Annotated in this window: 21 protein-coding genes; 5 read left to right on the forward strand and 16 right to left on the reverse strand. The window is 67.1% G+C overall.

Features of this window, described 5'->3' with window-relative positions; genetic code table 11:
• Positions 1-84 precede the first annotated feature (84 nt).
• The gene (gene mgtA, locus QRM96_RS15405; RefSeq protein WP_285320152.1) at positions 85-2,832 is read right to left on the reverse strand and encodes a magnesium-translocating P-type ATPase; all 2,748 of its coding nucleotides are present in this window, start codon (positions 2,830-2,832) and stop codon (positions 85-87) included.
• 109 nt (positions 2,833-2,941) lie between these two features.
• Complete coding sequence (locus QRM96_RS15410; RefSeq protein ID WP_285320153.1) at positions 2,942-3,649, reverse strand: hypothetical protein; 708 nt, start codon at positions 3,647-3,649, stop codon at positions 2,942-2,944.
• A gap of 202 nt (positions 3,650-3,851) precedes the next feature.
• Between QRM96_RS15410 and QRM96_RS15415 the strand changes: the two genes are divergently transcribed.
• Both QRM96_RS15415 and QRM96_RS15420 read left to right on the forward strand, forming a co-directional pair.
• Complete coding sequence (locus tag QRM96_RS15415) at positions 3,852-5,441, forward strand: alkaline phosphatase D family protein (protein WP_285320154.1); 1,590 nt, start codon at positions 3,852-3,854, stop codon at positions 5,439-5,441.
• Between the two features lie 127 nt (positions 5,442-5,568).
• Positions 5,569-6,294 carry a hemerythrin domain-containing protein gene (locus tag QRM96_RS15420; RefSeq protein ID WP_133832062.1) on the forward strand — a complete coding sequence of 242 codons (726 nt, stop codon included), beginning with the start codon at positions 5,569-5,571 and terminating at the stop codon, positions 6,292-6,294.
• A 93-nt stretch (positions 6,295-6,387) separates the two neighbouring features.
• Here the strand turns inward: QRM96_RS15420 and QRM96_RS15425 are convergent, their stop codons facing one another.
• The 12 genes from QRM96_RS15425 to QRM96_RS15480 form a co-directional block, all read right to left on the reverse strand.
• Positions 6,388-7,230 (reverse strand): esterase/lipase family protein, encoded by an 843-nt coding sequence (locus tag QRM96_RS15425; protein ID WP_285249239.1) that lies wholly within the window; start codon positions 7,228-7,230, stop codon positions 6,388-6,390.
• A 420-nt stretch (positions 7,231-7,650) separates the two neighbouring features.
• Entirely contained in the window at positions 7,651-8,688 is a 1,038-nt protein-coding gene (locus QRM96_RS15430; RefSeq protein ID WP_285320155.1) for an AAA family ATPase, read from the reverse strand.
• Between the two features lie 96 nt (positions 8,689-8,784).
• The gene (locus tag QRM96_RS15435; RefSeq protein WP_285320156.1) at positions 8,785-9,801 is read right to left on the reverse strand and encodes a metallophosphoesterase family protein; all 1,017 of its coding nucleotides are present in this window, start codon (positions 9,799-9,801) and stop codon (positions 8,785-8,787) included.
• 18 nt (positions 9,802-9,819) lie between these two features.
• Entirely contained in the window at positions 9,820-10,494 is a 675-nt protein-coding gene (locus QRM96_RS15440) for an SDR family NAD(P)-dependent oxidoreductase (RefSeq protein WP_018762012.1), read from the reverse strand.
• A complete protein-coding gene (locus QRM96_RS15445; protein WP_109863535.1) occupies positions 10,491-11,729 on the reverse strand; it encodes a sialidase family protein in 1,239 nt (412 codons plus the stop codon). Before QRM96_RS15445 ends, QRM96_RS15440 begins: the two co-directional genes overlap by 4 nt.
• A gap of 4 nt (positions 11,730-11,733) precedes the next feature.
• Positions 11,734-12,525: an HpcH/HpaI aldolase family protein gene (locus tag QRM96_RS15450; protein WP_285320157.1), complete on the reverse strand. Its 792-nt coding sequence runs from the start codon at positions 12,523-12,525 to the stop codon at positions 11,734-11,736.
• A 44-nt stretch (positions 12,526-12,569) separates the two neighbouring features.
• Complete coding sequence (locus tag QRM96_RS15455) at positions 12,570-13,559, reverse strand: aldo/keto reductase (RefSeq protein ID WP_285320158.1); 990 nt, start codon at positions 13,557-13,559, stop codon at positions 12,570-12,572.
• Positions 13,560-13,593: 34 nt separating this feature from the next.
• Positions 13,594-14,424 (reverse strand): ATP-binding cassette domain-containing protein, encoded by an 831-nt coding sequence (locus tag QRM96_RS15460; RefSeq protein WP_285320159.1) that lies wholly within the window; start codon positions 14,422-14,424, stop codon positions 13,594-13,596.
• A complete protein-coding gene (locus QRM96_RS15465; protein ID WP_051083469.1) occupies positions 14,417-15,289 on the reverse strand; it encodes an ABC transporter ATP-binding protein in 873 nt (290 codons plus the stop codon). The genes QRM96_RS15460 and QRM96_RS15465 overlap by 8 nt, the downstream gene beginning before the upstream one ends.
• A gap of 1 nt (position 15,290) precedes the next feature.
• Positions 15,291-16,229, reverse strand: coding sequence for an ABC transporter permease (locus tag QRM96_RS15470; RefSeq protein ID WP_018762018.1), 939 nt, complete (start codon positions 16,227-16,229; stop codon positions 15,291-15,293).
• On the reverse strand, positions 16,226-17,161 hold the full coding sequence (locus QRM96_RS15475) for an ABC transporter permease (RefSeq protein WP_285320160.1): 936 nt from the start codon (positions 17,159-17,161) through the stop codon (positions 16,226-16,228). Before QRM96_RS15475 ends, QRM96_RS15470 begins: the two co-directional genes overlap by 4 nt.
• Before the next feature lie 3 nt (positions 17,162-17,164).
• Complete coding sequence (locus QRM96_RS15480) at positions 17,165-18,739, reverse strand: ABC transporter substrate-binding protein (RefSeq protein WP_018762020.1); 1,575 nt, start codon at positions 18,737-18,739, stop codon at positions 17,165-17,167.
• 188 nt (positions 18,740-18,927) lie between these two features.
• Between QRM96_RS15480 and pdxA the strand changes: the two genes are divergently transcribed.
• Both pdxA and QRM96_RS15490 read left to right on the forward strand, forming a co-directional pair.
• Positions 18,928-21,303 carry a 4-hydroxythreonine-4-phosphate dehydrogenase PdxA gene (gene pdxA / locus QRM96_RS15485; protein ID WP_285320161.1) on the forward strand — a complete coding sequence of 792 codons (2,376 nt, stop codon included), beginning with the start codon at positions 18,928-18,930 and terminating at the stop codon, positions 21,301-21,303.
• Positions 21,304-21,378: 75 nt separating this feature from the next.
• Complete coding sequence (locus QRM96_RS15490) at positions 21,379-22,155, forward strand: DeoR/GlpR family DNA-binding transcription regulator (RefSeq protein ID WP_018762022.1); 777 nt, start codon at positions 21,379-21,381, stop codon at positions 22,153-22,155.
• A gap of 68 nt (positions 22,156-22,223) precedes the next feature.
• On the opposite strand, the gene QRM96_RS15495 is transcribed toward QRM96_RS15490, so the two are convergent.
• Positions 22,224-23,477 (reverse strand): M20 family metallo-hydrolase, encoded by a 1,254-nt coding sequence (locus QRM96_RS15495; RefSeq protein ID WP_285320162.1) that lies wholly within the window; start codon positions 23,475-23,477, stop codon positions 22,224-22,226.
• The gene (locus QRM96_RS15500; protein WP_285320163.1) at positions 23,474-25,168 is read right to left on the reverse strand and encodes an amidohydrolase; all 1,695 of its coding nucleotides are present in this window, start codon (positions 25,166-25,168) and stop codon (positions 23,474-23,476) included. Before QRM96_RS15500 ends, QRM96_RS15495 begins: the two co-directional genes overlap by 4 nt.
• Before the next feature lie 156 nt (positions 25,169-25,324).
• On the opposite strand from QRM96_RS15500, the gene QRM96_RS15505 reads away from it, so the two are divergent.
• Positions 25,325-26,518 (forward strand): helix-turn-helix domain-containing protein, encoded by a 1,194-nt coding sequence (locus QRM96_RS15505; RefSeq protein WP_285320164.1) that lies wholly within the window; start codon positions 25,325-25,327, stop codon positions 26,516-26,518.
• The last annotated feature ends 76 nt before the right edge of the window (positions 26,519-26,594 follow it).

The raw sequence follows: 26,594 nt of genomic DNA on the forward strand, positions 1-26,594 counted from the left end.
TCGGTCAAATGATCAGCATGATCCATGGCGGGCTTCATCGCCTGAATCCATATGAGACAGCCTAAAATCCCTCTTCCAGCCATGTTAGCCCCCGGAGCGCCGCATCGTTCCCTGTTCTGGCGAGGCGGATCGGATCCGCTCCGTCCGCCGCTTCCCGGGACGCCGGAGTCCCCCAGGACTCGGAGTGAAGGGGGGCATTTTGACGGGGATGCTGAAGCGGAAGGCGCGGCGGGCGATGTGGTGGGTGTCCGCCCGGCGCCGGACCGGGACAGTTGGCACCTGCTGGGCGGCGCGGGCGAAGAACCACGCCTTGGCGATCTCCACCAGCACCAGGTACAGCACGATCATGCCCAGCAGCGCAAGGAAGAACGGGACGGGAAGGGGGTCAAAGCCGAGCACGCCCTGCAGCGGAGACAGTGGCAGGAGGATGCCCAGCGCCACCACACCCAAGGACGCCGTGATCAGCCCGGCGGACGGCCGGCTCCGCACGAACGGAACGCGCCGGGTGCGGATGGCGAAGATGATCAGGGTCTGGGTGGCGATGGACTCGATGAACCAGCCGGCCCGGAACTCCCCCGGTACGGCATCGAACACGAACAGCATCAGGGCAAACGTGGCGAAGTCGAACAGCGAACTGATGGGCCCGAAGAGGAACATGAACCTGCGGATGAAGGCGATGTTCCAGTGCGAGGGGGCGCGGAGCTGTTCCTTGTCCACGCGGTCGCCCGGGATGGCCAGCTGGCCGCTGTCATACAGCAGGTTGTTGAGCAGGATCTGGCCGGGGAGCATGGGCAGGAAGCTCAGCACCACGGACGCCACGGCGGCGCTGAACATGTTTCCGAAGTTGCTGGAGGTGCCCATCAGGACGTACTTGATGGTGTTCGCAAAGATCCGCCGTCCCTCCATCACCCCTTCGGCCAGGACGCCGAGGTCCTTGTCGAGGAGGACGACGTCGGCGGCGTCCTTGGCGACGTCCGTGGCACTGTCCACGGAGATGCCGATGTCCGCCTTGTGCAGGGCGAGGGCGTCGTTGACGCCGTCGCCCATGAACCCGATGGAGCCGCCGCTTTGGCGCAGCAAGGCGATGATGCGGGCTTTTTGTTCGGGCGATACCCGGGCGAAGATGGTGGCTGTGCGGGCGGAGGCGGCAAGGTCGGCGTCGGACAGGGCGTCGATATCCGCCCCGGTGAGTGTGCCACCCGAGATGACGTCCAGGTCGGCGCAGACTTTCTCGGCCACCTTGGCGTTGTCACCCGTGGCGATCTTGACCGAGATGCCCAGTTCCTCCAGCCGGTCCAGCGATTGCCGGGCATTGGCCTTGGGCCGGTCCAGGAATACCAGGAAACCCGCCAGGGTGAGGCCGCGTTCATCGGCCGCGGTCAGCGTGCCCGGTCCGTCGGCCGGGCGGGTGGCGACGGCCACCACCCTGGATCCGGCGTCGAACTGTTCATCCAGCAGGGCCTGCACGGCCGGGGCGACCGGGCCGCACAGGGCGAGGACGTCCTCGGGGGCGCCCTTGGTGACCAGTTGCGGCGGGCCGCCGGCTTCCCGCACCAGCACGGTGGTGCGGCGGCGCTGGTGGTCGAAGCCGATCATGTCCAGCCGCTCGTAACGGCCGGGGTCGAACCCGGAGGCGCCCGGGCTGTCCCAGAGGGCGGCGTCCAGCGGGTTTTGCCCGGCGGAGGTGAGCTTCGCGTCGGTGTAGTCCGCCTCGGTGGCCAGCAGGCCCAGGGTGAGCAGGGCGTCGCCGGGCAGCTCCGCCGTGGCGGGGAGGGCAGCGGTGAAGCTGATCTTCCCTTCGGTGAGGGTGCCGGTTTTGTCCGTGACCAGGATGTCCATGTCCCCCAGGTCCTCGATGCACACCAGCCGCTTGACCAGGACCTTCCGCTTCGCGAGCTGGCGGGTTCCGGTGGCCAGGGAGGTACTGACGACGGCGGGGAGCAGCTGCGGAGTGATGCCCACCGCGATGGCCAGGGAGAACAGCAGCGATTCGATCAGCGGCCGCTGCAGCAGCAGGTTGGCGATGAAGATGAGCGTGGTGAGTCCGATGGCCACCTGGAGCAGCAGGAAGGAGAACCGTTTGAGGCCCAGCTGGAATTCAGTTTGCGGCTGCCGTTCGCCCAGGCCCAGGGCGATCCGGCCGAATTCGGCCCGGCCGCCGGTGGCCACCACCACGCCGGTGCAGTTGCCGGACTGGATGACGGTGCCCATGAACGCGCAGGAAGAGAGGTCCGCCAGCGCCGCGCCGGCCTGCACGGCGGCGGGGTCCTTGGCGGCGGGCAGGGACTCCCCCGTCAGGATGCTTTCGTCGCAGAGGAGGTTGCCGGTGGCCAGGAGGCGGATGTCCGCCGGGATGATGGCACCCAGGGAGAGATGGACGACGTCGCCGGGCACCAGCGCGGTGACGTCCACTTCCGTGGTGGCTCCGTCGCGGAGCACCACGGCACGGTGGGTGACGCGGTCGTGCAGGGCCTCGGACGCGCGCTCGGCCCGGAACTCGTTGGTGAATCCGAGGCCAACGCTGACCAGGAGGATCACGCCGATGACGATCGAGTTGGTGGCGTCCCCCAGGAAGAGGGACAGCCCGGCGGTGATGAGCAGCAGGATCAGGATGGGGCTGGCGAACTGGCGGCCCAGCACGGCCCACCCGTTGGCCCGGTGGGTGCGGACGGCGTTGGGCCCGATCTCCGCCAGGCGCCGTTCCGCTTCCTCACCGGTGAGCCCACCCGGACCGGATCCCAGCCGTGCGAGTGCCTGGTCCGTCGTCAGGCCCGCTGCCTCGGTAATGGGCAGCAGGAGGGATGTCCGCTCCTGCACGTTCAGCTCTGGCATCTGGGTCCGTTCGCACACTTAGGTAGTGGATGGATCCAAGAGTACGACGCCGGGCCGACAGTGGCGCTGCACGTGCTCCTGTGCCTTTAAGCGGTCGGGGCTGACGGTGCTACTTAAGGCTGAGGACCTCATCGATGGGGCGGCCGTTGACGAACACCTGCGCGCTGGTGGCACCGGAGGCGGCCATGGCGGTGTACTCCAGTTGGGCCTTCGCCCGCGGGATGTCGCACACGCCGCCCAGCATGAACTGCCCGGTCAGCCAGATGGTGATGGTGCTGCCGTCCAGCTCACCGGCCACGTACGTCAGGTTCGACTGGTACAGCGCGTTGATCAGTCCGGACATGCCCACGTCCCGGCTCTTGTTCGCGAGCAGGGTCCCAACGCTGGGGCCCACCTGGTCCGTGAAGCGGACGGGCCCGGTGGTGGTGGCCACCAGGCTGTCGCCGCAGCCGATCTTGGGACCGGACACACCGTTGTCATCGACGGCCACGTAGTAGATGGTCAGCGGGCCCACCTGCTCCGGGAGGCCGGTTGGGCTGGGTTCCTGCGTAGCCGTCGGGCTGGCAGGGGCGGACGACGGCGGCGCGGCGGCGGTGGTGCCCGGCGCGGCCGCCGTCGTGGCGGGCGTTGTGGTGGCGGCTGTGGAGGTTGGCGCGGCGGAAGGGCTTGCCGTGGCACTCGGGGTGGGGGCCGTCGTCGTACTTGGTGCCGCGGAACTGGTGCTGGGGGACGGGGCCGGCGGGCCAAAGCACCCTGTCAGCATGATCGAGGCGGTAAGCCCCAAAACACTGAGAACCGAAAGCCCGGCCTTGGCCATGATGCCCCCTACTAACGCGGTTCCCGCAGTCGCAGGATCCACTTTCGACGGTACTCCCGGGGGTTACTCCAGAACAGGGACTAAAGTCCGGCGGCTCCTTCCGAGATCCGCCCGAACTAGCTGTCATTTCTTGTCATGCCGTTAACCAGCCATTCATATGCTCCTAAAATCCTGTACAAGGGCTCGAAATACGGTGGGAGCCATGGACAACATTTCCCGCCGATCCCTTATCTCCGCCGGCCTCGGGGCCGGCCTGGTCGCCGCATTGCCGGGTGCCGCCGTCGCCGTTTCCACCGCGGACGACGCCGGACTCCGCACCGACCCCTTCATGCTCGGCATCGCGTCGGGCGAGCCCTGGCCGGACGGCTTCGTCCTGTGGACCCGGCTGGCCGTCAACCCGGTAGCGGAGGACGGGCTGGGCGGCATGCCGTCCCGGCCGGTGGCCGTGCAATGGGAAGTTGCGGAGGACGCAGGCATGCGCAGCGTGGTGGCCCGCGGCGTGGAGCAGGCCAGGATCGAGACCGCACACTCGGTGCACGTGGAGTTGCGGGGCCTGAAGCCGGGCCGCGAATACTTCTACCGGTTCCGCACCGGCAAGCACGTCAGCCCGGTGGGACGGACCCTCACCAGCCCGGCCCTGCACGAGACCCCCGCGGCGCTGGCCATGGCGTTCGCCAGCTGCGCGCAGTACGAGCACGGCTACTTCACCGCGTACCGGCGCCTGGCGGAGGACCACCCGGACCTGGTGCTGCACCTGGGCGACTACCTGTACGAGTACAAAAAGGACAGCTACGTGATCGGCGGCGGCAACCCGCGCGACCACGAGGGCCCGGAGACGGTCTCGCTGGCAAGCTACCGCCAGCGGCACGCGCAGTACAAGGCCGACGGCGACCTCCAGGCTGCGCATGCCGCCGCGCCGTGGCTGGTGGTCTGGGATGACCACGAGGTGGACAACAACTGGGCGGACGACGTTCCGGAGAACAAGGACGCCGGCCAGCTCAATGACAGCGTGGAGCATTTCCGCCAGCGCCGCGCCGCCGCGTTCCAGGCGTACTACGAGAACATGCCGCTGCGCCCGTCCTCGCTGCCGGCCGGACCGGATATGAAGATCTACCGCAGGGTCCAGTGGGGCCAGCTCGCCAACTTCCACATGATGGACACCAGGCAGTACCGGGACGACCAGCTGGCAGGCGACGGCTGGCAGAAGAATGTGGCCGAACGGCTTGCCGAGGACCGGACCATCACCGGCGCCGAGCAGGAAAAGTGGCTGCTGGACGGGTTCCGCAGTTCCACCCAGCGCTGGGACATTCTGGGCCAGCAGGTCTTCTTCGCGGAGCGCGACCGGAACAAGGCCCCGGACATCGACGACGTTTCCATGGACGGCTGGGACGGGTACGCCGCCTCCCGCCGCCGCATCACCCAGGGGTGGGTGGACGCGAACGTCCGCAACGCCGTGGTGCTGACGGGCGATGTGCACCGCAACTGGGCCAACGACGTCAAAGTGGACTACAAGGACCCCGCCTCCCCCGTGGTGGGTTCGGAACTGGTGTGCACCTCGATCACCTCCACCGGTGACGGCACCGGCTCCACCACGGATGCCACCATGGCCTGGAACCCGCACCTGAAGTTCTACAACGACAACCGCGGCTACGTGGCCAGCCGCATCACCAGGGACGCGATCACCGCGGACTTCCGGGTGTTGGACCACGTGACCACGCCCGGCGCACCGGTGTCCACGAAAGCCTCCTTCGAAATCCGCGACGGCGTTCCCGGGTTGCAGGCGCGGGCCTGACGGGTCCCAAACTACGCCGTCGCCGCCTGGAGCCCGTTGCGGTGCGCATTGTGTGCGCCGGGGCGCAGGACTAGGATGCTCGCGGGGAGAGGTCCTTAGTCTCGCGAGACTGGAAAGGGCCACGCTCATGACCGACTTCTTCACCATGCAGCCCGGTGAGACCGCAGCTCCGCTGCCGCCCGGACCGGTGCTGTGCACCGGAACCGCTGCCATGCGCCGCATCCACCGCTTCTTCCTCTGGGCCTACGGCGAGGCACCGGGACTGGTGCGCTCCGCCGCCCCCGGCGACACTGCGCGGGCAGCCTACGTGGGCGAAGTGCTGGGCAACTTCGACAAGGTGCTGCATATCCACCACGAAGGCGAAGACCTCCTGATGTACCCGCAACTGAAGGAGCGGGCACCGGCATGCGCACTTCATGTGGGGCAGATGCTCGAGCAGCACAGGCAGGTCACGCAGAGGCTGCAGGCCATAGAGCCGGTCCGGCTGCGCTGGATGCAGACGGCGGATGAGGAGTCCGGCGCGGAACTCGCGGCCCGCTATGAAGACCTGTCCGGCGTCCTCAATGTACATCTGCGCCGCGAGGTCACGGAGATGATGCCGGTTGCGGACAGGGTGATGACGGAGAAGGAAGCTGCCGCGGTGGGGCAACACGGGATCCAGGAACTCGACAAGAAATTCCTGGTGGGGTACCTCGGCATGGTGCTTGCGACGAATCCGCGGGAAGACCAGGTTGAACTGTTCAAGGAAATCCCCGCACCCGTCCGGCTTGCCTACAAGCTGGTTGGGCGGCGGATGTACCGGAAACAGTATGCCGCGCTCTTTCCGGGACGGCCCATTCCCCCGACGCTTTAGGCCTCTTTGCCGGGCACGACGGCGGGCGGCCGGCGTGGGTGCCGGCCGCCCGCCGTCGTCAATTGCTTCAGGGGTCAGGCGTTGCTTCAGGGGTTAGAGGCAAACGGGCTGGAACGCCGGGTCAGCGGGGCCGGACGGTTGGCCCAGGGCGTTGCCCACGAGCTGGTGGACCACGGGATCATTGGGCGTTTGGTCGTGTTCGATGACGTCCGCCGGGCACTTGTCCTGGATGGTGATGTTGGTGACCTGCCGCGCCGAACCGCTGAGGTACTGGCTGTTGTACGGGATGACCACCTCGTCGTGGGTGGTGGAGATGACCGTGTAGGCGGGACCGGCCACGGTATCGCCGATGGAGTTGAGTTCCTGCATGAACGGCGAGCCTGCCTGCTGGTCGGCGCAGGCGGCGCAGCCGGCGGCCGTGTAGTCAGGAGTGGGAACCAGGTCCGGCGGCGGAAGGATCACGCCTTTGGTGCCGTGGTTGGACGGGGCGATGCCGACGAGCTGGTGGACGTACTTGGCGCCGCCGAGGAACCCCATGTAGTAACGGGGCATCATGCCGCCCTGGCTGTGGCCCACCAGGTCCACCTGCTTGGCGCCGGTGGCGGAGCGGACAGAGTCCACGAACGGGGCGAGTTCCTTGGCGGAATCCTTGACTGGAGCGGTGGCGTAAACACCGTTGGTGGCGCCGTAGTTGAGGGCGAAGACGCAGTAGCCCTGGCTCTTGAGGTAGGGCGACATGGTGGACCAGTTCTTCTCCATGCTCTCGAACGTGCCGGGAACAAGGATGACCGGATAGGGATGCTCTGCAGATGGCTTGCAGGTCCAGTCGTTGGCGCCCGGCGGGGAGACATCAACGGCCTGGGCAGGGACTGCCACCAGGGAGGAGGCAAGGACAGCGGCTGCTGCAACGGACAGGGCCCGGGTTAGGAAGGACATGGAAACCTCTTTGTTCGTCTGTCTGCGGGGCGCCGGGCCTCACGGTTTTGGGGGACCCATGAGGCCCGGCTGAGGTTTTCCATGCTTGCAGCGATGCCTTCCCGGCACAGCGGAACTGCACGGATGTGCGGCCAAAATCCCGTTCCTGCAGCGCGGCCATGTACACCTGATGTGACCCACGGCACAGGTATTGTTACTGGTTAGTAGCTATTTTTGGTCTTATCGCGGCGTGGACGGGCTCTCAGGGGCGTTTGCACAAATGTGCAGTTTTGCGGCCGGCGCCGAGATCGCCGGAGGGGTGTCCGGGTCGCCGGAGCGGTGCGAACTCGCCGGAACGTTCCGGCGGGCACGCACCGCTCCGGCGATCTCGAGGGCTGGCGGATTCAGGGCGGCCGGGATCCAGGCGGGGCTGAAACTGCGTCAGGCCAACAGCCAGCGTTTCCAGCGTGGCTGCTCGGGTGGCGGCGTCGGTTCCGGTTCCGGCTCCTCGCCCAACGCCATCGCGGCCTGGACGAGGTCGTCAGCGGTGAGCGTCATGACGGCCTCCCGGTCGAGCGCGTCGAGGCTTTGGTCCTCGTCCAGGGAGAGCCGCAGCGCCTGCCTGTTGAGCGCTTGCTCGAACAGCGTGCGGGCGAACCGTGCGTTGCCGGAGTCTTCGCCGGCGTGGAGCCCGGTGAAGATGCGGCGCAGCATCTGGTCCGCGTCCGGCTCCAGGATGTACTCGTGCTGGGCCAGCATCTGGCTGAAGATGGCCAGGAGTGCGTCCACGGAGTAGTCCGGGAACGTGATCTCGCGGGCGAACCGGGAGCGGAGTCCGGGGTTGGAGAGCAGGAAAGCCTCCATCAGCCGCGGGTACCCGGCCACGATCACCACCAGGCGGTGGCGGTGGTCCTCCATGCGTTTGAGCAGGACCTCGATGGCTTCCGGGCCGAAGTCCATCCGGCCGTCCTCCGGGGCCAGCGCATAGGCCTCGTCGATGAACAGGACGCCGTCCAGTGCGCGCCGGATCACCCGGTCCGTCTTGATCGCGGTCTGGCCGACGTATTGCCCCACCAGGCCCGAACGGTCCACCTCGACCAGGTGGCCCTTCTGCAGCAGGCCAACCGCCCGGTACATCTCGGCCAGGAGCCGCGCCACGGTGGTTTTGCCCGTACCCGGGTTTCCGAGGAACACCAGGTGCTGAGAGGTGGCCACTTCCGGCAGGCCGTGCGCCTTGCGGCGTGCCTGGACCTGGAGCAGCGCGACCAGGGCACGCACCTGTTCCTTGACGGTCTCCAGTCCCACCAACGCATCGAGCTCGGCTTGCAGCTCGGACAGCGGCCGCGCCGGCCCGGGCCTGGCACCCATAAGATCGCCGACGAGGTCGTCGACGCGTTCCGAACCGGGCAGCTTGAGTTGATCGGCGAGGTGGCCGATGGTTTCACGCAGGTCATCGAGCGGATTGCGGCTGAGAGCCATGCCTCCACTGTAGACCTCGATTCGCCACCGGGGCGGATGGGTCATGGGTGCGCTGGAGGATGGGGAGCACGCGCGGGGTTCTGCCTGGCGGACAGATCAGGGTGCCGACCGCGAACCTGTGTCCGTGCTCTGCCCTGTGGTCGGGACGAAGTTCCAGTCGAACGAACCGTCACCATGCAGCGTCAGCCGGAGAAACCCGTGGGTGTCGCTGAACCGCTTGGCGATGTATTTTGGGCTGCTGGTGAACGGGCGGAGGGTGCGGCCTCCCGTTGAAACCTGGAAGGCTGTCATGCCGTCATCGACGCACGTATCCGCATTATCCACGGGGCAGGACCGCTCGTAGTTGTGTTGTGAGGCGGACAGGGTCAGCCGGACCCGGTGCTTCCACATCACGTTGATCCAGGGCTTATGGTTTGCGGCCCGCTCATGTTCGTCCGTGTCCGACGTGAAGTAGGGCTCGTGGTAGACCACCGCAAGGTGTTTGCCTGCTGCCCTGGCGGCACCGAGGTCAGTGTCCAGCCATGTTGTCGCGGCGGAAGCCGCTGCCTTGTCGTACCGCCACAGCCCGGAAGGCAGGAATGCGAAGTGCCAGTTCCCAAAGTCCTTTGAATACGGTTTTTCGTTGGGAATGAAGCCCCTTTCCTCGTTGATGGCCGCTTTCGCGTCCGAGCCCGGGCACTGGCCGTTCATGAAATCATCAAGGTCTTCGTTGCGGCCCGGTTGCCAGTCGTGGTTGGGGGCGGACACCCAGTACAGCTTGGGCATCGTGCCGCCCCACAGCTGCGTCCAGTAGTCCACGTAGTCCCGGCAGTAGGCGGTGTCGTACTGGAAGTCGCCGAGCCCGAGGAACGCATCGATCTCATTGTCCTTAACCAGCCGGGAGATGGCCGCACCGTTCCGGCCAGACCTGCTGTCCGGGTCCGCGTTCCCCTCGGGGTTCATGTCCCCGACGGCGGCGATCCGGACATCCGCCGCGGGGCTCGCGGTGCCGCCGGGCGGGCCAGGGGGTTCCGGGGCACCGGTGCATCCCGCGGCGGCGGCCACCAGGAGGGCCGCAGCGATTGCGGCCACACCTCGAACGCGCTTGCGGTACGTCAACCCCACGAGGACCATGATCCTCCTCACCGAGCGCTAAAGGGATGCGCCGCCGCAGATCACGTAGTTTTGGCCGGTGATGGACTTGCCATGCGGACCCAGCAGGAACGCGGCCAGGGCGGCCACATCCTCCGGGTCCACCAGGGCGCCCAGTGCAGGCAGCTTCACCGGAGTGGCGGCGCGGCCCGGATCGTTGAGCATGGGGGTGTCGGTGGGCCCCGGGGAGAGCACGTTCACCGTGATCCCCCGCGGCGCGAGTTCCTGCGCCCACGTCCGGCCGAGCCCCATCAGCGCCGCCTTCGTCGCGGCGTAGTGGCTCTTACCCGGCATCCCCGTGGAGGTGCGGCTGCCCAGCAGGACGATCCGGCCGCCGTCGGGCATGGACGGCACCAGTTCGTTCGCCAGCACCGACGCGGCCGCAACGTGGACCGTGAACATCCCCGCCAGCGCCGCCGGGTCAAGGGAGCCAAGGTGCGCGGTGCGCTGGAATCCTGCGGCATGAACCAACGCGTCAACGGACCCCAGCCCGGCCAGGACATCCGGCAACGATTCGGGCTCCGAGAGATCGGCCTGGCGCCACGCGAACTTCCCCACCAGCGAAGACCCGGTCCGACTCAGGCCGGTCACCTGCCACCCGTCGGCCAGGAGCCGCTCCGCTATCGCCTTGCCGATCCCCGAGCTGGTGCCGGTGACCACCGCGTGCCGGGTCATGAGTCCCCGCCCGGCGTGGTGGCGCCCTCGTAGGCCCACTGCGGGTCGACCCGGACGAACTTGATGGCCTGCCGGAAGTATGTGTAGGCGATGTTGAGGGCGCCGTCCGGGCCCTGGTGGATGGACGGGTAGGAGTATTCGCGGTTGAGCCCGTCACGGGAGTTGTTGGACAGGCAGTACCCGTCCCCCACGTCCAGGTTCCGGCGGATCGGCCACGTACGGCCTGAATCCTCGGAGATGGCCAGCGTCATGGGTGAGCGCGGCGTCCCCCAGAAGGCGCGCTTCACGCCGTCGTCCGGAACAGAAGCATCCGGCTCGGCCACCTGCCCCTGTTCGTCGGCCAGGCCGTCGTCGTCAATCTCGTCGTAGAGGGACAGCCGCCGTTCGGTGCCCTCCCCCGCCCGGCTGTGGTTGTACACCAGGGCCAGGCGGCCGTCGGCGAGCGCGGTGAACTGGATGGAGGAGTTGTTGTTCGGCAGCTCGGTGGGGACGGGCTCGCTCCAGGTGGTGCCGTCGTCCGTGGAGCGGGATTCGTAGATCGAGTCGGCCCAGCGGCTGCGGAACAGGGCCAGCAGGGAGCCGTCGGCCACGGGCTGGATGTTCATGTGAACGCAGCCCAGGCTGCCGGGAAGCACGGTTTCGGTCCAGGTGGCGCCGGCGTCGTCGGAGATCATCACGGCGCTGTCGTCGCTGTTGCCCACCCACTTTTCGCCAGGCGTGGTGATGCAGCGGAAGATCGGGATGATCAGCCGGCCGGACGGGAGCACCACGGGCAGCTGGCGGACGAACACGCCGCCGGTCTCGTTGGCCGGGAACAGGGTCTCCACCTCACCCCAGGTGCGGCCGCTGTCCAGGGAGATACGACGGCGGACCTCGGCGGTGTCCTGGTTGCCCGCCTTCTGCGCGGTGTACAGCAGCCACAGGGCTTTGTCCGGCGCAACGAACAGGATGGGGTTTTGCTCGGACCGGGTGGAGTCATCCGAAAGCTGGACGGCGTCGGACCACTGCCTGCTGCCAGGCTCCAGGGTGGAGAACCAGATGGAGATGTCCGGCACGCCTTCCTGGGTGCCGCCGAACCACACACAGCCTAAACGGCCGTCGGGAAGGGTAAGCAGGTTGGCCGCGTGGCTCTGCACGGTGGGTGCGGGCAGGTAGGCGAAGTCGGCGCCGTCGGCCGTCTTGACCGCTCCGTCCGGGGTGATGGTGTTGTACGCGTCGGTTGTGGTGTTCTGCATGGGATTAGCTCTCCTTGGTGCCGGCATCGGAGCGGGCAGCGTCGAGGTGGGACTTGGCGATCTGTTCCAGGTGCGTCAGGTCCGAGGCCACGGTGGTGAACGTGTAGCCCTGCCGCAGCCGCTGGTTGGCCACTGTGCCGGCGGCCGTGTGGATGCCGGCGGCGATCCCCGCGGAGGCCGCTGCCTCGGCGATGGTTTCCAGGGCGGCATTGAATTCGGTTTCGACGGCGGGATCCCCGGGGAAGGCCCCGCCTACCGCAATGCAGAGGTCGGAGGGGCCAACGTAGATGCCGTCCAGGCCGGGGGTGGCGCAGATTTCCTTCACGTTGGCCAGGCCTTCGGGGGTCTCGATCATGGCGAAGACCAGGGTGGTGGCGTTGGCCTCGGCCGGGACGGGCCCGATCCGCAAGGCCGAACGCATGGGGCCGTAGGAGCGGCCGCCCAGCGGCGGGTACTTTGCTGCCGCCACGGCCGCGGCTGCGTCTTCGGCGTTGTTAATGAGCGGAACGATGACCCCCACGGCGCCGGCGTCCAGTGCCTTGCCGATCGCGGTGAAGTCGTTGGCCTCCACCCGGACCATCCCGACGGCGGTGTGCCCGGCGTCGATGGCCATCAGCCCGTTGAGCACGCCGGAGTAGCCGAGCAGTCCGTGCTGCGCGTCCAGGGCCAGGTAGTCGTAGCCGAGCCGGCCGATGCGTTCGGTGGCCACGGGCGCGTCCAGCACCGCCCAATAGCCCACCGCCTGCTCACGGGCGCGGATCTTGCGGGCGAATTCGAGGGCCAGTTGGGAGGTCATCAGAGTCCTTCAGTTTCGTAATCGGTTCAGTCGGGAGGAATGGGTCAGCGGTTGTAGGCGGGCATAGGGCCGCGCAGCGAGGTGCCCACGGCGTCGCAGGCGTCCACGACGTCGGCCGGCAGCGGCCCGTTGGCCACGGCGGCGATGTTGGCGCGCAGCTGTTCCACCTTGGAGCCGCCCAGCAGCATCGAGCCCACACCGGAGCGGTAGGCGAGCCAGCGCAGCGACAGTTCGGCCAGGGACAGCCCGGCACCGGTTGCGATTCGCGACAGCTCGCCGATCGCGTCGAACAGTTGCTTGTCCCAGTACCGCTGCGTGTACATGGCCGCGAGCTTGGAATCGCCGTAGCGGCCTTCGGTGGGCTTTGCCTCGAAGCTGTGCTTGCCGGTGAGAAGGCCGCCGCCCAGCGGGTTGTAGACCATGGTGTGCACGTCATGGGTGGCGGCGAATTCGAGGTATTCCTCCTCCAGCCGGCGCGCCACCAGGTTGTAGAGCTGCTGCGCGACGACGGGCTGCGGCGCCCCCACTTCGCGTGCCGTGTGGATCACGTCGGCGATCTGCCAGGCGGCGAAGTTGGACACGCCCAGCGCCCCGATTTTGCCCTCGGCGACCAGGGCCGCCACGGTGGAAAGCGTTTCGGCCACCGGCGTGGCCCGGTCCGGCTGGTGCAGATAGAAGAGGTCGAGGCTGTCCACGCCCAGCCGGCGCAGGCTGCCTTCCACGCTGGCGCGCAGCCCCGCCGCGGAGAGCGGTGCATTGGAGCCGTGGTCCGCGTGCGGCATGCCGGCCTTCGAAGCCAGGATGACGGCGTCGCGCTTTCCCTTCAAAAGGCGTGCGAGCATCTCCTCCGTGGTGCCGCCAACGTAGGCGTTGGCGGTGTCGATGGTGGTGATGCCGGCGGCGAGCGCTTCTTCCACCATCCGGCCCGCGGTGGCCTCGTCAGCGGTGTCGCCGAACGTCATGGTCCCCAGGACCAGCCGGGAGATGGGTAGTTCCAGGCCGTCCACCTGGGTGCCGTTGGGCTGCGTGCTCATGCGTTGATTCCTCGTGGTTGCGTGTGTCAAAGGGTCAGGGCTGGTTGGCGAGCGCCAGGGAGCGGACGATGTGCCGCGGCTTCAGGCCGGTCATGGTGGAGGGGTCCAGGGCCGCGCGGCGGAGTTTGCGGGTGTAGTCCTCCTTGGGGGCGGTCAGGACGTCGGCGGTGGGGCCGAGTTCCACGAGCTTGCCGCGCTGCATCACCATGACGGTATCGCTGATTTCCTGCACCACGCCAAGGTTGTGCGAGATGAACACGTAGGTGATGCCGGTTTCGTCCTGGATGGACTTGAGGAGCCGCAGCACCTGTGCCTGGACAGAGACGTCCAGGGCGCTGGTGGCTTCGTCGCAGACCAGCAGTTGGGGCTTGGAGGCCAGCGCCCGGGCGATCCCGATGCGCTGGCGCTGGCCGCCGGAGAACTCGCCGGGGTGCTTGTCCAGGGACCGGACGGGAAGGCCCACCTGGTCAATCAGCTTCGCCGCCGCCGCATGCCGTTCTGCTTTGGAGCGGACTCCCTGCAGCTTGAGCGGTTCGGCCACGATTTCCTGCGCGGTCATGTGCGGGTCCAGGGAGCCGTATGGATCCTGGAACACCATCTGGAACGTGGAGCGCATGGGCCGCAGCTTCGCTTCGCTCATGGCCGCGATGTCCGTCCCGTCCAGGTTGATGGACCCGCTGGTGGGGGTCACCAGCCGCATCAGGGCCTTGGCGATGGTGGATTTGCCGCAGCCGGATTCACCCACCACGGCGATCGTCTTGCCTTTGTCCACGGAGAAGGAGACGTCGTCCACGGCGCGGAAGGTACCGCCGGGGACGTGGTAGTCCACCACCAGGTTGTCGACGGCGAGGAACGGCTTAGTCATGGCGTGCTCCAGTAGTGGTCAGGGTGGAGTTGGGGGTTTCGTCCCACGGCCCCAGTACGGGCACCGCGGCCAGCAGGGTGCGGGTGTACTCGGTGGCGGGGTGGTCCACGATCTGCTGGACCTCGCCGGATTCGACGAAGGACCCGTCCTTCATCACGTGGATCCTGTCAGAGATGAGCCGGGCCACGCCGAGGTCGTGCGTGATCATCAGGATGCCGATGCCACGCTGTTCCTGCAGTTCCAGCAGCAGGTCCAGGATGCCGCCCTGCACCGTGACGTCCAGGGCCGATGTCGGCTCGTCCGCCACCAGCAATTGCGGCTCGGAAGCCAAAGCGATGGCTATGAGCACGCGCTGCAGCATGCCGCCGGAGAGCTGGTGCGGGTACTTCTTCAGTTGCTTCTCCGGCGTGGGGATGTGCACCTGTTCCAGCAGCCGCACGGCCCGGGCCTGCAGCGCGCCCTTGTCCTTGGCGGAGGCGGCGCCGGCGATCCGGATGGCCTCGAACAGCTGGCTGCCGATCGAGTGCACGGGGCTCAGTGCCGTCATCGGGTCCTGCGGGATCAGCGCCAGCGTCCTGCCACGCACCTTGTCGATGGCCTTGGGGTCGGCGGAGATGTCGACGCCGTCAATCAGCACGGTGCCGGACAGGACCGCCAGGTCCTCGGGCAGCAGGCGGAGGATGCCCATCGCCGTCGTGGACTTGCCTGAACCGGACTCGCCGATGATGGTGACCGTCTCGCCCCGGTGGATGCTGAAGCTGACGGAGTCCACGGCGCGGATGATGCCGGCGTCCGTGATCAGTTCCACCTGGAAGTCGCGGACCTCCAGCAGCGGCTGCTCGGTGAACGTGGGGGAAACAGACATGTCAGGCACCCTTCTTCTTGCGGCGGGGACGGTCGCGGAGGCCGTCGCCCAGCAGGTTGACGCCTACCACCATGAGCACGATCACCAGGCCGGGCAGGGTGACCATCCACCAGGAGGTGGTGATGTAGTCCTGGCCGTCGGAGATGATCCGGCCCCAGGTGGCGAAGGGGCGCTGGGGGCCGGCACCGAGGAAGGACAGCGCGGATTCGAGCAGCACGGCCTGCGCCAGCAGGAGCAGCACCACCAGGGTTGCCTGCTTGATGACGTTGGGGATGATGTGCCGGATCAGGATCTGGATGCGGTGCAGGCCCAGGATCCGGGCGGCGGAGACGTACGGCTTTTCGCGTTCCACCAGGACCATGGAGCGGGTCAGGCGGGCCACCTCGGGCCACTGCGCGATGGCAATCACGAACGTGATCACGGGGATGGAGGGGCCGAAGAGGGCCACCACCAGCAGCAGCATCATCAGCAGCGGCAGGGACATCTGGGCTTCGAGGAGACGGGAGACAATGGTGTCCACCCAGCCGCCGAAGTAGCCGGCGGCGGAGCCGAGGATCACGCCGATGGCCCCTGAGACCAGGACTGCCAGCAGGCCGATGGTCAGCGAGACCTGGCCGCCGTGCAGGACGCGGGAGAGCAGGTCGCGGCCCAGCTGGTCGGTACCGAACAGGTGGCCGTCGGTGAGCGGGGGCAGGCGCCGGGCGGCGAGGTCCTGGAAGTTGGCGTCCGGGAGCGGGAGCACGTTGGCCAGGATGATCGGGATGATCACCAGCAGGGTGCAGATGGCGCCGACCACCAGTTTCCATTGCGCGGCTTTCCGACGTCGGGTGGCGCCGGCCCGGGCAAGGTCCGCCTTGGTGACGGCGCTGGGGCTTGGCTGCCGGGTTGGCGCGCCGGTGCTTCCGGACGGGCCGGCGGGGGTTGCGGTGTGGAGGCTCATGCTGTGGCCGCCTTTCCGAGACGAACGCGGGGATCAAGGAGCGGGTAGGCGAGGTCGATCAGCAGCTGCACGCCTACGGCCAGGAGCGCGGTGATGAGGACCGTGGCCTGGATGAGGGGGTAGTCGCGGGTTTCCAGGGCCCGGACGATCAGGGAGCCGACGCCGGGCCAGGCGAACACCACTTCCACCACCACCACGCCGTTGAGCATCGCGGCGAACCGGGTGCCCAGTGCGGTGAAGACGGGAATGGCGGAGTTGCCCATTGCGTAGCGCCAGGTGAGCACGGAGTTCTTCACGCCGCGGGAGCGGGCCACGGTGAGGTACGGGGCGGCCAGGTTGTTGGTCATCTCGCGGCGCACCATGCGGGAGATCAGCGCGATCTGCAGGATGGCGATGGTGACGGTGGGCAGGACCAGGCCGCCCCAGGTGGCGAAGCCGGAGGCCGGAAAGAGGGGGACCAGCACGGCGAACCCGGTGAGCAGCATGATGCCGGTCCAGAAATCGGGCATGGACTGCCCGGCGATGGTGAGCACGTTGACGCCGAATTCGCGGCCGGTGTCAGGGCGGCGGGACATCCACACCCCCAGCGGGATGGCGACGACGGCGGTCAGCAGGATTGCCGACGTCGCCAGGGTCAGGGTGTAGGGCAGGCGTTCGAAGACCACCTGCATGGCCGGCGCCTGGAACGAGTAGGACTGGCCGAGGTTGCCGCTGAACAGTTGCTGCAGGAAGATCCAGTACTGCTCCAGGAGGGGCTTGTCCAGGCCGAACTGTTCGCGCACCTTGGCGAGCTGTTCGGAAGTGGCCAGCGGACCGGCGTAGGAGACGGCGGGGTCGCCGGGGGCCAGGCGGATCAGGATGAACACGGTGGATACCGTAAGGAACACGGTGAGCAGGCCTTGTCCCAGGCGTTTGAGGATGTAGTTCGTCATGGCTTAGGCCTCCAGCCGGACATCAACGAGGGGGTAGGAGTTGGTGGGTGCCAGGTTGATCCCGGACACCCGTTCCCGGTGGGCCAGGACGGACTTGGGCACGAACGCCCAGGCGCAGGGCCAGGTGTCCCAGACTGCCTGCTGGGCGTCGTTGAGCAGTTGCGTCCTGCGCGCCGGGTCCGCCTCGGCGGAAGCGGCCTGGATCTTGGCGGTGACCTCGGGGATGACGTACCCCTGGTAGGTGTCGCGGGTGGCTTCCTTTTCCGGGGTGCCGGCGTACATGCCCTGGAGCATGGTGATGGCCAGGCCGGTGGGGCTGGGGTAGCCGTTGGCCAGCAGGTCCCAGTCGCCCTGTTTGCCCTGGCGCCAGGCCATGATGTTGCCGCCGGGTTCGAACTGCTGGAGCTCGGCCTTGACGCCGATCTTGCCGAACATTTCAACCAGGGCTTCCATCACGGAGGTGTCGGAGGCGAATTCGCCGGTTTCCCAGATGATCTTCAGGGTGAGGTCCTTGACGCCAAGTTCTGCAAGGGTGGCCTTGGCCTTCTCGGGGTCGTAGACGTATTCGCCGGTCTTGTAGTAGCCGGTGAGGCTGGACGGGGTGACGCCTGCGGCCTGGGTGACGGAGTCCACCAGGACGTCCTTCACCAGGGACTGTCCGTCGATGGCCATGCTGAGGGCCTGGCGGACGCGGGGGTTGGCCAGCGGGTGGCCAGCGGGCTTGCGGAAATTGAAGAAGATCTGGTTGAGGCGCAGGCTTGAGGCTTCCTGCAGCGTGACGCCGGGCAGGCCTGCGAGCTGTTCGCGGGAGTCTGGGGTGATGGAGTCGATGACGTCCACCTCGCCGCTGCGCAGGGCGATGACGCGGCTGGATTCCTCAGGGAGGAACCGGACCTCCACGTTGTCGATGTGCGGCGCGGGACCCCAGTAGTTCTTGTTGCGTTCCAAGCTGTAGGTGCCGGCACCACGGTTGTACTTGGTGACAACATAAGGGCCGGTGCCCAGGCCTTCCTGGAGTTCCTCCGGTTTGTTCTGTGCGGCCGGGGTTATCAGGATCATGCTCATCAGTGAGTCCAGGATGGGGACCGGCTTCTTGGTGACCATCCTGAACGTGCGGTCATCCACGGGGACAACCTCGGGGAATTCGGGGAAGAACCCGGCCACGAAGGAGCCCTGGACCTGCTTGTACATCTTCAGGGCGGTGGAGACGTCCTCCACAGTGACGGGGCTGTTGTCCGAGTAGCGGATGCCGTCGCGGAGCCGGACGGTCCATTCGGTGGGGCCGGTCATCTCGAAGCGTTCGGCCAGGACCAGGACGGGCTTGGTTTCGGGGCCGATGGCGGTGAGTCCCTGGCGGACCGAGCGTTGCACGGTGACGGCTGCGTCAAACTGGTTGAGCTTGTTGTCCAGGCTGACCAGGGACCGGTTGAGGGCCAGGGTCAGGGTGCTGGGTCCGGGGAGTCCGGTGGGGCCGGCGCAGCCGGCCAGGCTGCCGGTGCCCAGCAGAAACCCGGCGGCCGCACCGAACTGAAGGAGGCGGCGGCGGGAAATCTCACTTCCTTGAGGAAGAACGGTCATCGTTGACCTCTCGGTAGATCGGGGATGGCGGGCTGCCGGAATGGCTGCGCCGAATGTTGTGTCCATCACTTTGCCACTCCTGCGCAAATTGCGCAACCTATCTAGCGCGATTCGCGCAACCATGTCATGATGATGGAAAGCCTCCCGCTGATTGGCGGGTTCCAGCCGACTATGACGAGAGGAGCACCGTGGCTTCCGTATTTGTGCAGGCCGACGACTTCTCCGGCGCCGCCGAGGTTGGCTATTGCTTTGTGGAACATGGGCTGACTGCGCAGGTCATTCTCGCCGCGGGTGCGTCTTTCGGAACGCACGACGGCGGCCCCTCCTTTGCGGGAGAGGTCACCGACGTGGTGGTCGCCGATACACACTCCCGTGGCCTGTCCGGGGCCGAGGCTGAGGCGTTGGTGAAGGAGGCGTTCTCCGGTCCCGAGGCCTCTGCCGCACAGGTGCAGTTCAAGAAGATGGATTCCCTGTGGCGCGGCAACATCCAGGCTGAGGTGTCGGCCTTGGCCAGCCTTGGATTCCACGCCGTGATTGCGGGCGCACTCCCCCAGCTGCAGCGCACAGTACTCGGTGGCAAGCCGCTGGCTGCCGGCACTCCCCTGGCGGAAACGGACTTCTGGGAGGCCGAGCTGTCGGCCCCGCCAGTCGATGTTCCTTCATTGCTGGCCCCGGTGGATCCGTCCTCTGTGCGCTCCGTTGATCTGGCTGCGGTCCGCTCCGGATCCCTGGCTGCGAAGCTCGCCGGGCTGCTCGAACCCGAGCGGCCGCAGCTCGTGGTGGTGGACGGCGAGACCGTCCGGGACCTGGAGAACACCGTGGACGCCCTGCTGGAACTGGAGTTCCGGGCGGGCGGACGCCGCATCGTGCTGGTCGGAACCGGCGGGGCGGCCGATGTTCTCGCCCAGCGGCTCAGCCCACGACTTGCGCGAAATGCGCAACCTGTGGCAACGGCTGACGCAACCACCGCGGAACCGCAGGAGGCACCCGGGCCGGTGCTCGCCGTCGTCGGCTCCGCTTCACAGACCGCGCAGGCGCAACTGGCTGCCCTTGAAGCCCAAGGGTTCACGGTGGTCCGGCTGCACCCGCTCTACGCCGGTGCGGACGGCGCCTACGTGTCCCAACTGGCCCAGGTTTCGGCGGATTTGCGGTCAGCTGCCCGCGTGATTATCACGTTGGCGGCCCAGAAAGTGGACCCGTCCGCCTCACCCCGCATCGTGCAGGCGCTGGCAAGGTTCGCCGCCGAGGCCGTCAAGGGAACCCGGGCCGACCTGATCCTCACCGGCGGTGAGACGGCCAGGGAAGTCCTGGACGCCGTCGGCCGCTCCAGCTTGGTGCCGCTCGCGGCGGTGCAGCACGGAGCCGTGCTGAGCCGCGCGGACGACGGGACGCTGGTGGGCACCAAGCCCGGCAGCTTCGGCGACCACCTGGCCCTCCTTCAGCTGTACGACGAAATCCGGAAGCGCCGCGGCCAGGCCGCCGCAGCTTCCACCCAAACCCTTTCCCACAAGACTTCCGAAGAATCTGGAGCAACAATGACTGACGAATCAACGCAGAACCAGCCCCTCCCCTACGTGGCCGTGACCATGGGCGACGGCGCCGGAGTTGGCCCCGAGGTGGTGGTGGCCGCCGTGCTGGATCCGCAGAGCAACGCCGAGTGCCGGCCCGTGGTGATCGGCGACGCGCTGCGGCTGCGCCAGGCCGCGGAGACCCTGGGCATCGGGGCGGACATCCGGCCGATCGAGGATGTGGACGATGCTGTGTTCACGCCGGGCCGGGTTAACGTCATCGATCTGGCGTTGCTGCCGGCGGACCTGGCGTGGGGGCAGCTCTCGCCCGTGGCCGGGCATGCCGCCTACGAATACATCCGGGTGGCCAGCGAGCTGGCGATGGCCGGGAAGGTGCAAGCCATTTGCACCGCGCCGCTGAACAAGGAGGCGCTGCACGCCGCCGGGCACATCTACCCCGGGCACACCGAGCTGCTGGCGCACCTGACCGGCACGGAGGAAGTGTCCATGATGCTCTCCACGCCCAAGATCAGGGTGATCCACGTGACCACGCACATCGGCCTGGTGGATGCCATCCGCAAGATCAACCCGGACCTGGTGGAGCGGACCATCCGCCGCGGCCACGAGGCGCTGGTGCGGGCGGGCATCCCCAACCCGAAGATCGGCGTGTGCGCCATCAACCCGCACGCCGGCGAGAACGGCCTGTTCGGGCAGGGCGAGGAAGCGGAGAAGATCGAGCCGGGCGTGAAGGCGGCGCAGGCGGACGGGATCAACGCCGTGGGCCCGCTGCCCGCGGACACGCTGTTCTTCCTGGCCGGCCGCGGCGATTACGACCTGGTGGTGGCCATGTACCACGACCAGGGGCACGGACCGGTGAAGGTGCTGGGGATCGAGGCCGGCGTGAACATCACGGTGGGCCTGCCGGTGATCCGGACGTCCGTTGACCACGGCACCGCGTTCGACATCGCGGGCAAGGCCATCGCCGATTCCCGGTCCATGGTGGAGGCGCTGCACCAGGCGGCAGAAATGGCCACCCGGCCGGCCGTGGCCGTGTAGGTCACAGGTTTGATGGGGGCCGGAACTAGCATGGGTACCACTGCCACCGCCATGCCCACGGGAAGGAGACCGGGAATGCTCAGCGCAAACGCGCGGCGCGAGGAGATCTACCACCTTGCCGTGACCACCGGCCTCGCGTCCGTGGAGGAGCTCTCGGCGAAGTTCGAGGTGACGGCGTCCACCATCCGCCGCGACCTGGCGTTGCTGAACGGGCAGGGCCGTCTGGCCCGCACCTACGGCGGGGCAATGGCGCTGGGCGCGCACCCGGAGGCGTCGCTGCGGCAACGCACTGGTGAGGCGTTCGAGCAGAAACATGCGATCGCCCGGTGGGCGGCCTCGGTGATCCAGCCCGGGGAGAGCATCCTGCTCGACGCCGGATCCACCGCAGGTGCCCTGGCGCACGAGCTGCGCGGGTTTGACCGGTTGTCGGTCACGACGCCGGGGATCAACACGCTGCAGGAGCTGGCCGAATGCGATGGCATCGAGGTGGACTGCCTGGGCGGCCGGCTGCGCAGTGTTTCCCAGAGTTTCGTCGGCCCGCTGGCGGAGGCGGCGCTGGAGCGGATGAGCTTTGACCGCGTGTTCCTGGGGGCGGACGCCGTCACCGCCGACGACGGCATCTGCGAGGCCGACCACGCCCAGACCCGCCTCAAGGAGCTCATGGCCCGGCGCGGGCGCTCCGTCTACGTTTTGGCCGACTCCTCCAAGCTGGGCCTGCGGCCCTTCCACGCTTGGGTGCGGCTGGCGTTGCCGTGGACTTTGGTGACGGACGACGGCGCCGACCCTGCCCAGGTGCAGAAGTTCCGGGACGCGGGGGTCAGCGTTGAGGTGGCTGCGGTTTCCGGTGGTTGAGCGTTCCCCGGACGGCTGCGTGGCTGTGGAGACACCTCGACCAACCGCAGCATCCGTCCGTTGTGATGCTAATCCCCTTGCAGCTCGCCGCGGACCAGCCGCCGCGTGACGTCCGTGAGCAAGTCAACGCCGCGCAATGCATCGTCATCGAGCGTGTGTTCGGCCTCGTTGTGCGAGATGCCTTCGACGCTGGGAACGAATAGCATGACGGTGGGGACCACGTCCTTCATGTTGGTGGAATCGTGCCCGGCGACGGTCATCACGTCCCGGTGGCTGTAGCCAAGGCTCTCTGCGCTTGACCTGGCCAGTTCAGCCCCCTTGGACTGGTAGGACACCACGCCCCAGTTGTGGGTGAGGTCCAGGCGGATCTCCGTCCGGGAATCTGCCTCGGCGTCGACAATCCTCTTGCCCAGCCGTTCCATGGCCAGGCCCAGGACGGACTCATCGGGGGAACGCAGGTCCAGGTTCATCAGCACCTGGCGGGCGACGGTGACCGGCGAGTTCGGCAGGACATAAAGCTCCGATACCGATGTGTGCAGCTGCCCCGGCTCGAATTCCGCGGCCAGTTCACGGGCGGCGGCGATGACCAGCGCGGCCCCGTACAGGGCGTCGCGGCGGTCCTCCATGCGGGTCGCGCCAGTGTGCGACTGGGCTCCATCCACCGTTACCCGGTACTTGCTGGCGGCCCAGGTACGGTCCACGATCCCCACTTGGGTGCCGGTTTCTTCAAGGTTCCTGCCCTGTTCGATGTGGATCTCGGCATAGCATGCCACGTCGGCGAGGACCGGGGCGTTCGCTTGCGGGGTGGCATGGCCGTCCGCCAAGGCCTCCGCCACAGTGATTCCGGCAGGATCTGCGGTGGCAAGCGCGTCGCCCAGCGGCAGTTTCCCGGTGAAGACCGAACTTCCCATCATGCTGGGCGCAAAACGGCTGCCTTCCTCGTTGAACCAGTTCACAACGGCCAGGTTGCAGGTGGGGTGGAGCTTGCCGGCCCGGGCTTCCGCAGCGACGCGGGCGCCTGCATGGGCCGCTGCGAGAACGCCGTAGGCCCCGTCGTACCGGCCGGCCAGCGGCTGGGAGTCCAGGTGTGAGCCGACCAGCACATAGGGGGCGCCGGCGACCAGGTCCAGGGTGCCGAACTGGTTGCCTGCCCCGTCCACTGATTCGGCATAGCCATGCCGGGCCAGCCACTGGCTGAACCACGCCCGCGTGGCGTGGTCTGCGGCCGTGCCGGCCTGCCGGTCCACGCCTCCCCCGGGCGTGGCGCCGAAGCCCGACATCGTGGCGAAGTCTGCGAGGAACTCGTTGTGTGCGGTGTTCATGGGGTTTCCTTCCCTGTCAGTGCGGCATCCAGGTCTGTGGCGAGGACCGGCGCCGGCAGATTTTCCTCGCCGAAGCGGATCTGACCGCCCACCATAGTGGCGAGCACGCGCGTGGCTGAGATGTTTGAGGTATCGACGGCGGTGGGGTCCTGGTCCAGGAACACGAGGTCCGCCAAGTACCCCGGTGCCAGGCGCCCCTTGATGTGGCCGGTTCCGGTCGCGGCAGCCGATCCGGTGGTGTACGCAGCGAGCGCCTGGGCTGCTGTGATCCTTTCGTCCGGGCCGTATACGTCGCCCGAAGGGGTCAGCCGCTCCACGAAAGACTGCATAACGTCCAGGGGCCGGCCGTTGGAGACGGGCCGGTCCGAACTTCCCGGCAGCGTAATCCCCCGCGCCAGCAGGCCCCTGGCAGGGTAGGACCAGGTGGTGCGCTTGGGGCCCAGCAGGCGGGCCATGCCATCTCCGAATTCGGTGATGAAGTGCGGCTGCGGGACCAGCACGATGCCGGCCCGGGCTATCCGGTCAAGCTGATCGGGGCGGACAACTCCGCCGTGCTCGATCCGGTTGGGCTGTGCGTTGGCCCCGAACTTTTCCTGCGCCTCAGTAATGATGTCAATGGCGTGGTCGATTGCGTGGTCGCCGATGGCATGCATCGCAATCGCCCAGCCAGCACGGTAGGCGCTGAGCGCCGACTCTCGCAGCTGCTCCGCGTCCATTTGCAGATAGCCGTGGTTATGGGTGCAGCCGACATAGTCCTCGGTCATGTAGGCCGTGCTGCCCAGGAGCGAACCGTCGCTAAAGATCTTCACCGGTCCCAAGCGCAGCCAATCGTCGCCCAGGCCGGTGCGGATTCCGGCGTCGAGGCCAATGGAGGCCGGATCATCGGCGTGGCCGGGCACATCGTGGAGGGCATCCATGACCAGCATTGGCTGCATCCTGACGCTCAGCAGCCCCTTGTCGCGGGCGTTCTGGTACGCGGCGAACTCCCGCGGCGAATAACCGATCCAGCCACCGGCGATGCCCGCATCAGTGACGCTGGTAATTCCTTCGGACAAATAGTGTGACGTGGCCAGATCCAGTGCGCGTTCAATGGTCTCCAGCGGATACGGCAGCAGGATGTCCTGCACCAGCCGCATGGCGTTTTCCTCCAACAGCCCCGTCGGCAGGCCATCTTCGCCCATGACGACGACGCCGCCTTCGATCGGTGCACTGAGATCGGCATGGGCGGCCACCCGCTCCAGTGCTACGCCGTTGAGCGTGCAGGCGTGGCCGGAAGAATGTTTGATCCACACTGGACGTCCCCCCGCCGCCGCATCCAGCCGGTCCTTATCCGGTTGCTGGCCGTCGAGCAGCAGCGGGCTGTAGCCCGATGCCACGACCCACTCCCCCGGGGCCATCCCGGCGGCGGCCTCAGCGATGATCCGGTACAGCCCGTCCAGGTTCGCCGCTGCCCCTGCGTTGGCCTCCATCAGCCCCAGGCCGAACCAGACGCTGTGCGCGTGGACGTCATTGAATCCTGGGACAATCGTGGTTCCGGCGGCATCAATGGTCCTGAGGGCATGGCCGCAGAGACCGGCGTCGGGATCCACATCAAGGATTTTGCCGTCGTGAATGAGCAGGCTTGTCGCGGTGGGGCGGGAGGCATCCTGGGTCAGTATGTGTGCATTGCGAATCAGGAGATCGACGGGCATGGATCCTCTTTGCTAGGGTCCCCGGGCCTTTCCGGGGGTTGGAACCGCGGCCTGTACGTGCCGCTCCGTCCATTCAACTCTGTGATATCGCTGCCTTCAATGGATATAAAACGCTGCTTCATGGCCGAAATTTAGGCTTTTGCATAAAATAGCGTCATGACAGCAAATGATGGTGACGTGTCGCGATCCTACGGTACTGGCGCAAGGGAGTTCCGTCCCGGCCGTCCTACCGAGCCCGAATGGACCGAGTTGCTGGAAAGTCTTTGGAAGGATCGGTCCCTGCTGGTAGACGACTTCCTGGAGCGTTTTTCTTCCATTTCCTATGGTGAAGCAGTGGTTCCCAAGGAGGACATCTACCGGACCGCTGCGGACACCATGGACATGTTCCTCTATCAGATGGCCGGGTTGGAGCTCCCGCCGGACCTGCAGACGCTTCCCCGCGAGGTGGCCGCCCGGCGCGCCCGCCAGGGGGTCCCCCTGGACGCGTTCCTGGTAGCCATCCGCAATGACTTCCGTGTTCTCTGGAAGGGGCTGGAACGGGTTGCGCGGGACAAGGGAATCGGTGTCCTGGTGGCCAACATGGACCGGGTCCTGGATGCCGTCGAAGGTTACGTGACCAGCATCCAACAGGCCTATGCCGAGGAAGAGGCCCGCCTGGCCCGCAACAAGCAGTTGTACCGGCAGCGCCTGCTTTCCCGGCTGTTCAATGCGGGCCTTGACACCCCGCGGGAAGTCCAGGACCTTGCAGCAGCCCTCGAAGTCCAGGCCACCGGTGCGTTCGAAGTGCTCGCCGTGACCTTGGACGCCGTATCCCAGGCCCAGCAGCAGTTTGAGCCCGACCACAGCATCTATATGTACGAGAACAACGGAGTCCTGTATCTCTTCCGGCAGCAGCGGAAGGGGCTGACCTGGCGTCATGAGCCGCCGCCCTTTCCTGCCGGATACGTACCCGACGTTGAGGGATTGGATGCTGTGCCCTCCGCTGCGGCCGCGGCGCTTGTGCTGGCGCAGCAGAAGCGCCGCGGCACCCGGCTGGCCACGATGGAAGACGCATGGATGGGAATCGCCGGCGCCCTCCTGGAGCAGAAGTTTCCCGGCTTTTCAGCCCCCATAAAGAACGCACTGGAGAAGTGCACTCCGCTTGAGCGCCAACGCCTGCTGGAGGTGGCACGCAGCTATGGGCGGACCGGATCCATCAAGGAAACGGCGGAGGAGCTGTTCTGCCACCGCAACACAGTAGTGAACCGCCTGCACAGCCTTCACGAGGTGATCGGCCTTGACCTCACCGTACCGGCCGAGGCCGCGCGGGCACTCATCGCCCTCAACCGCTATAGCGAGTTCCCTTCCTGATTTGTGCGAATGCCCAAGATAGGGGCCGGAAGTGGGTGGAAATTATCATTGTTCAGGGCGTTATCACTCACTTACT

Source organism: Pseudarthrobacter sp. lyk4-40-TYG-27 (assembly GCF_030209295.1).
Classification (GTDB): Bacteria; Actinomycetota; Actinomycetes; order Actinomycetales; family Micrococcaceae; genus Arthrobacter.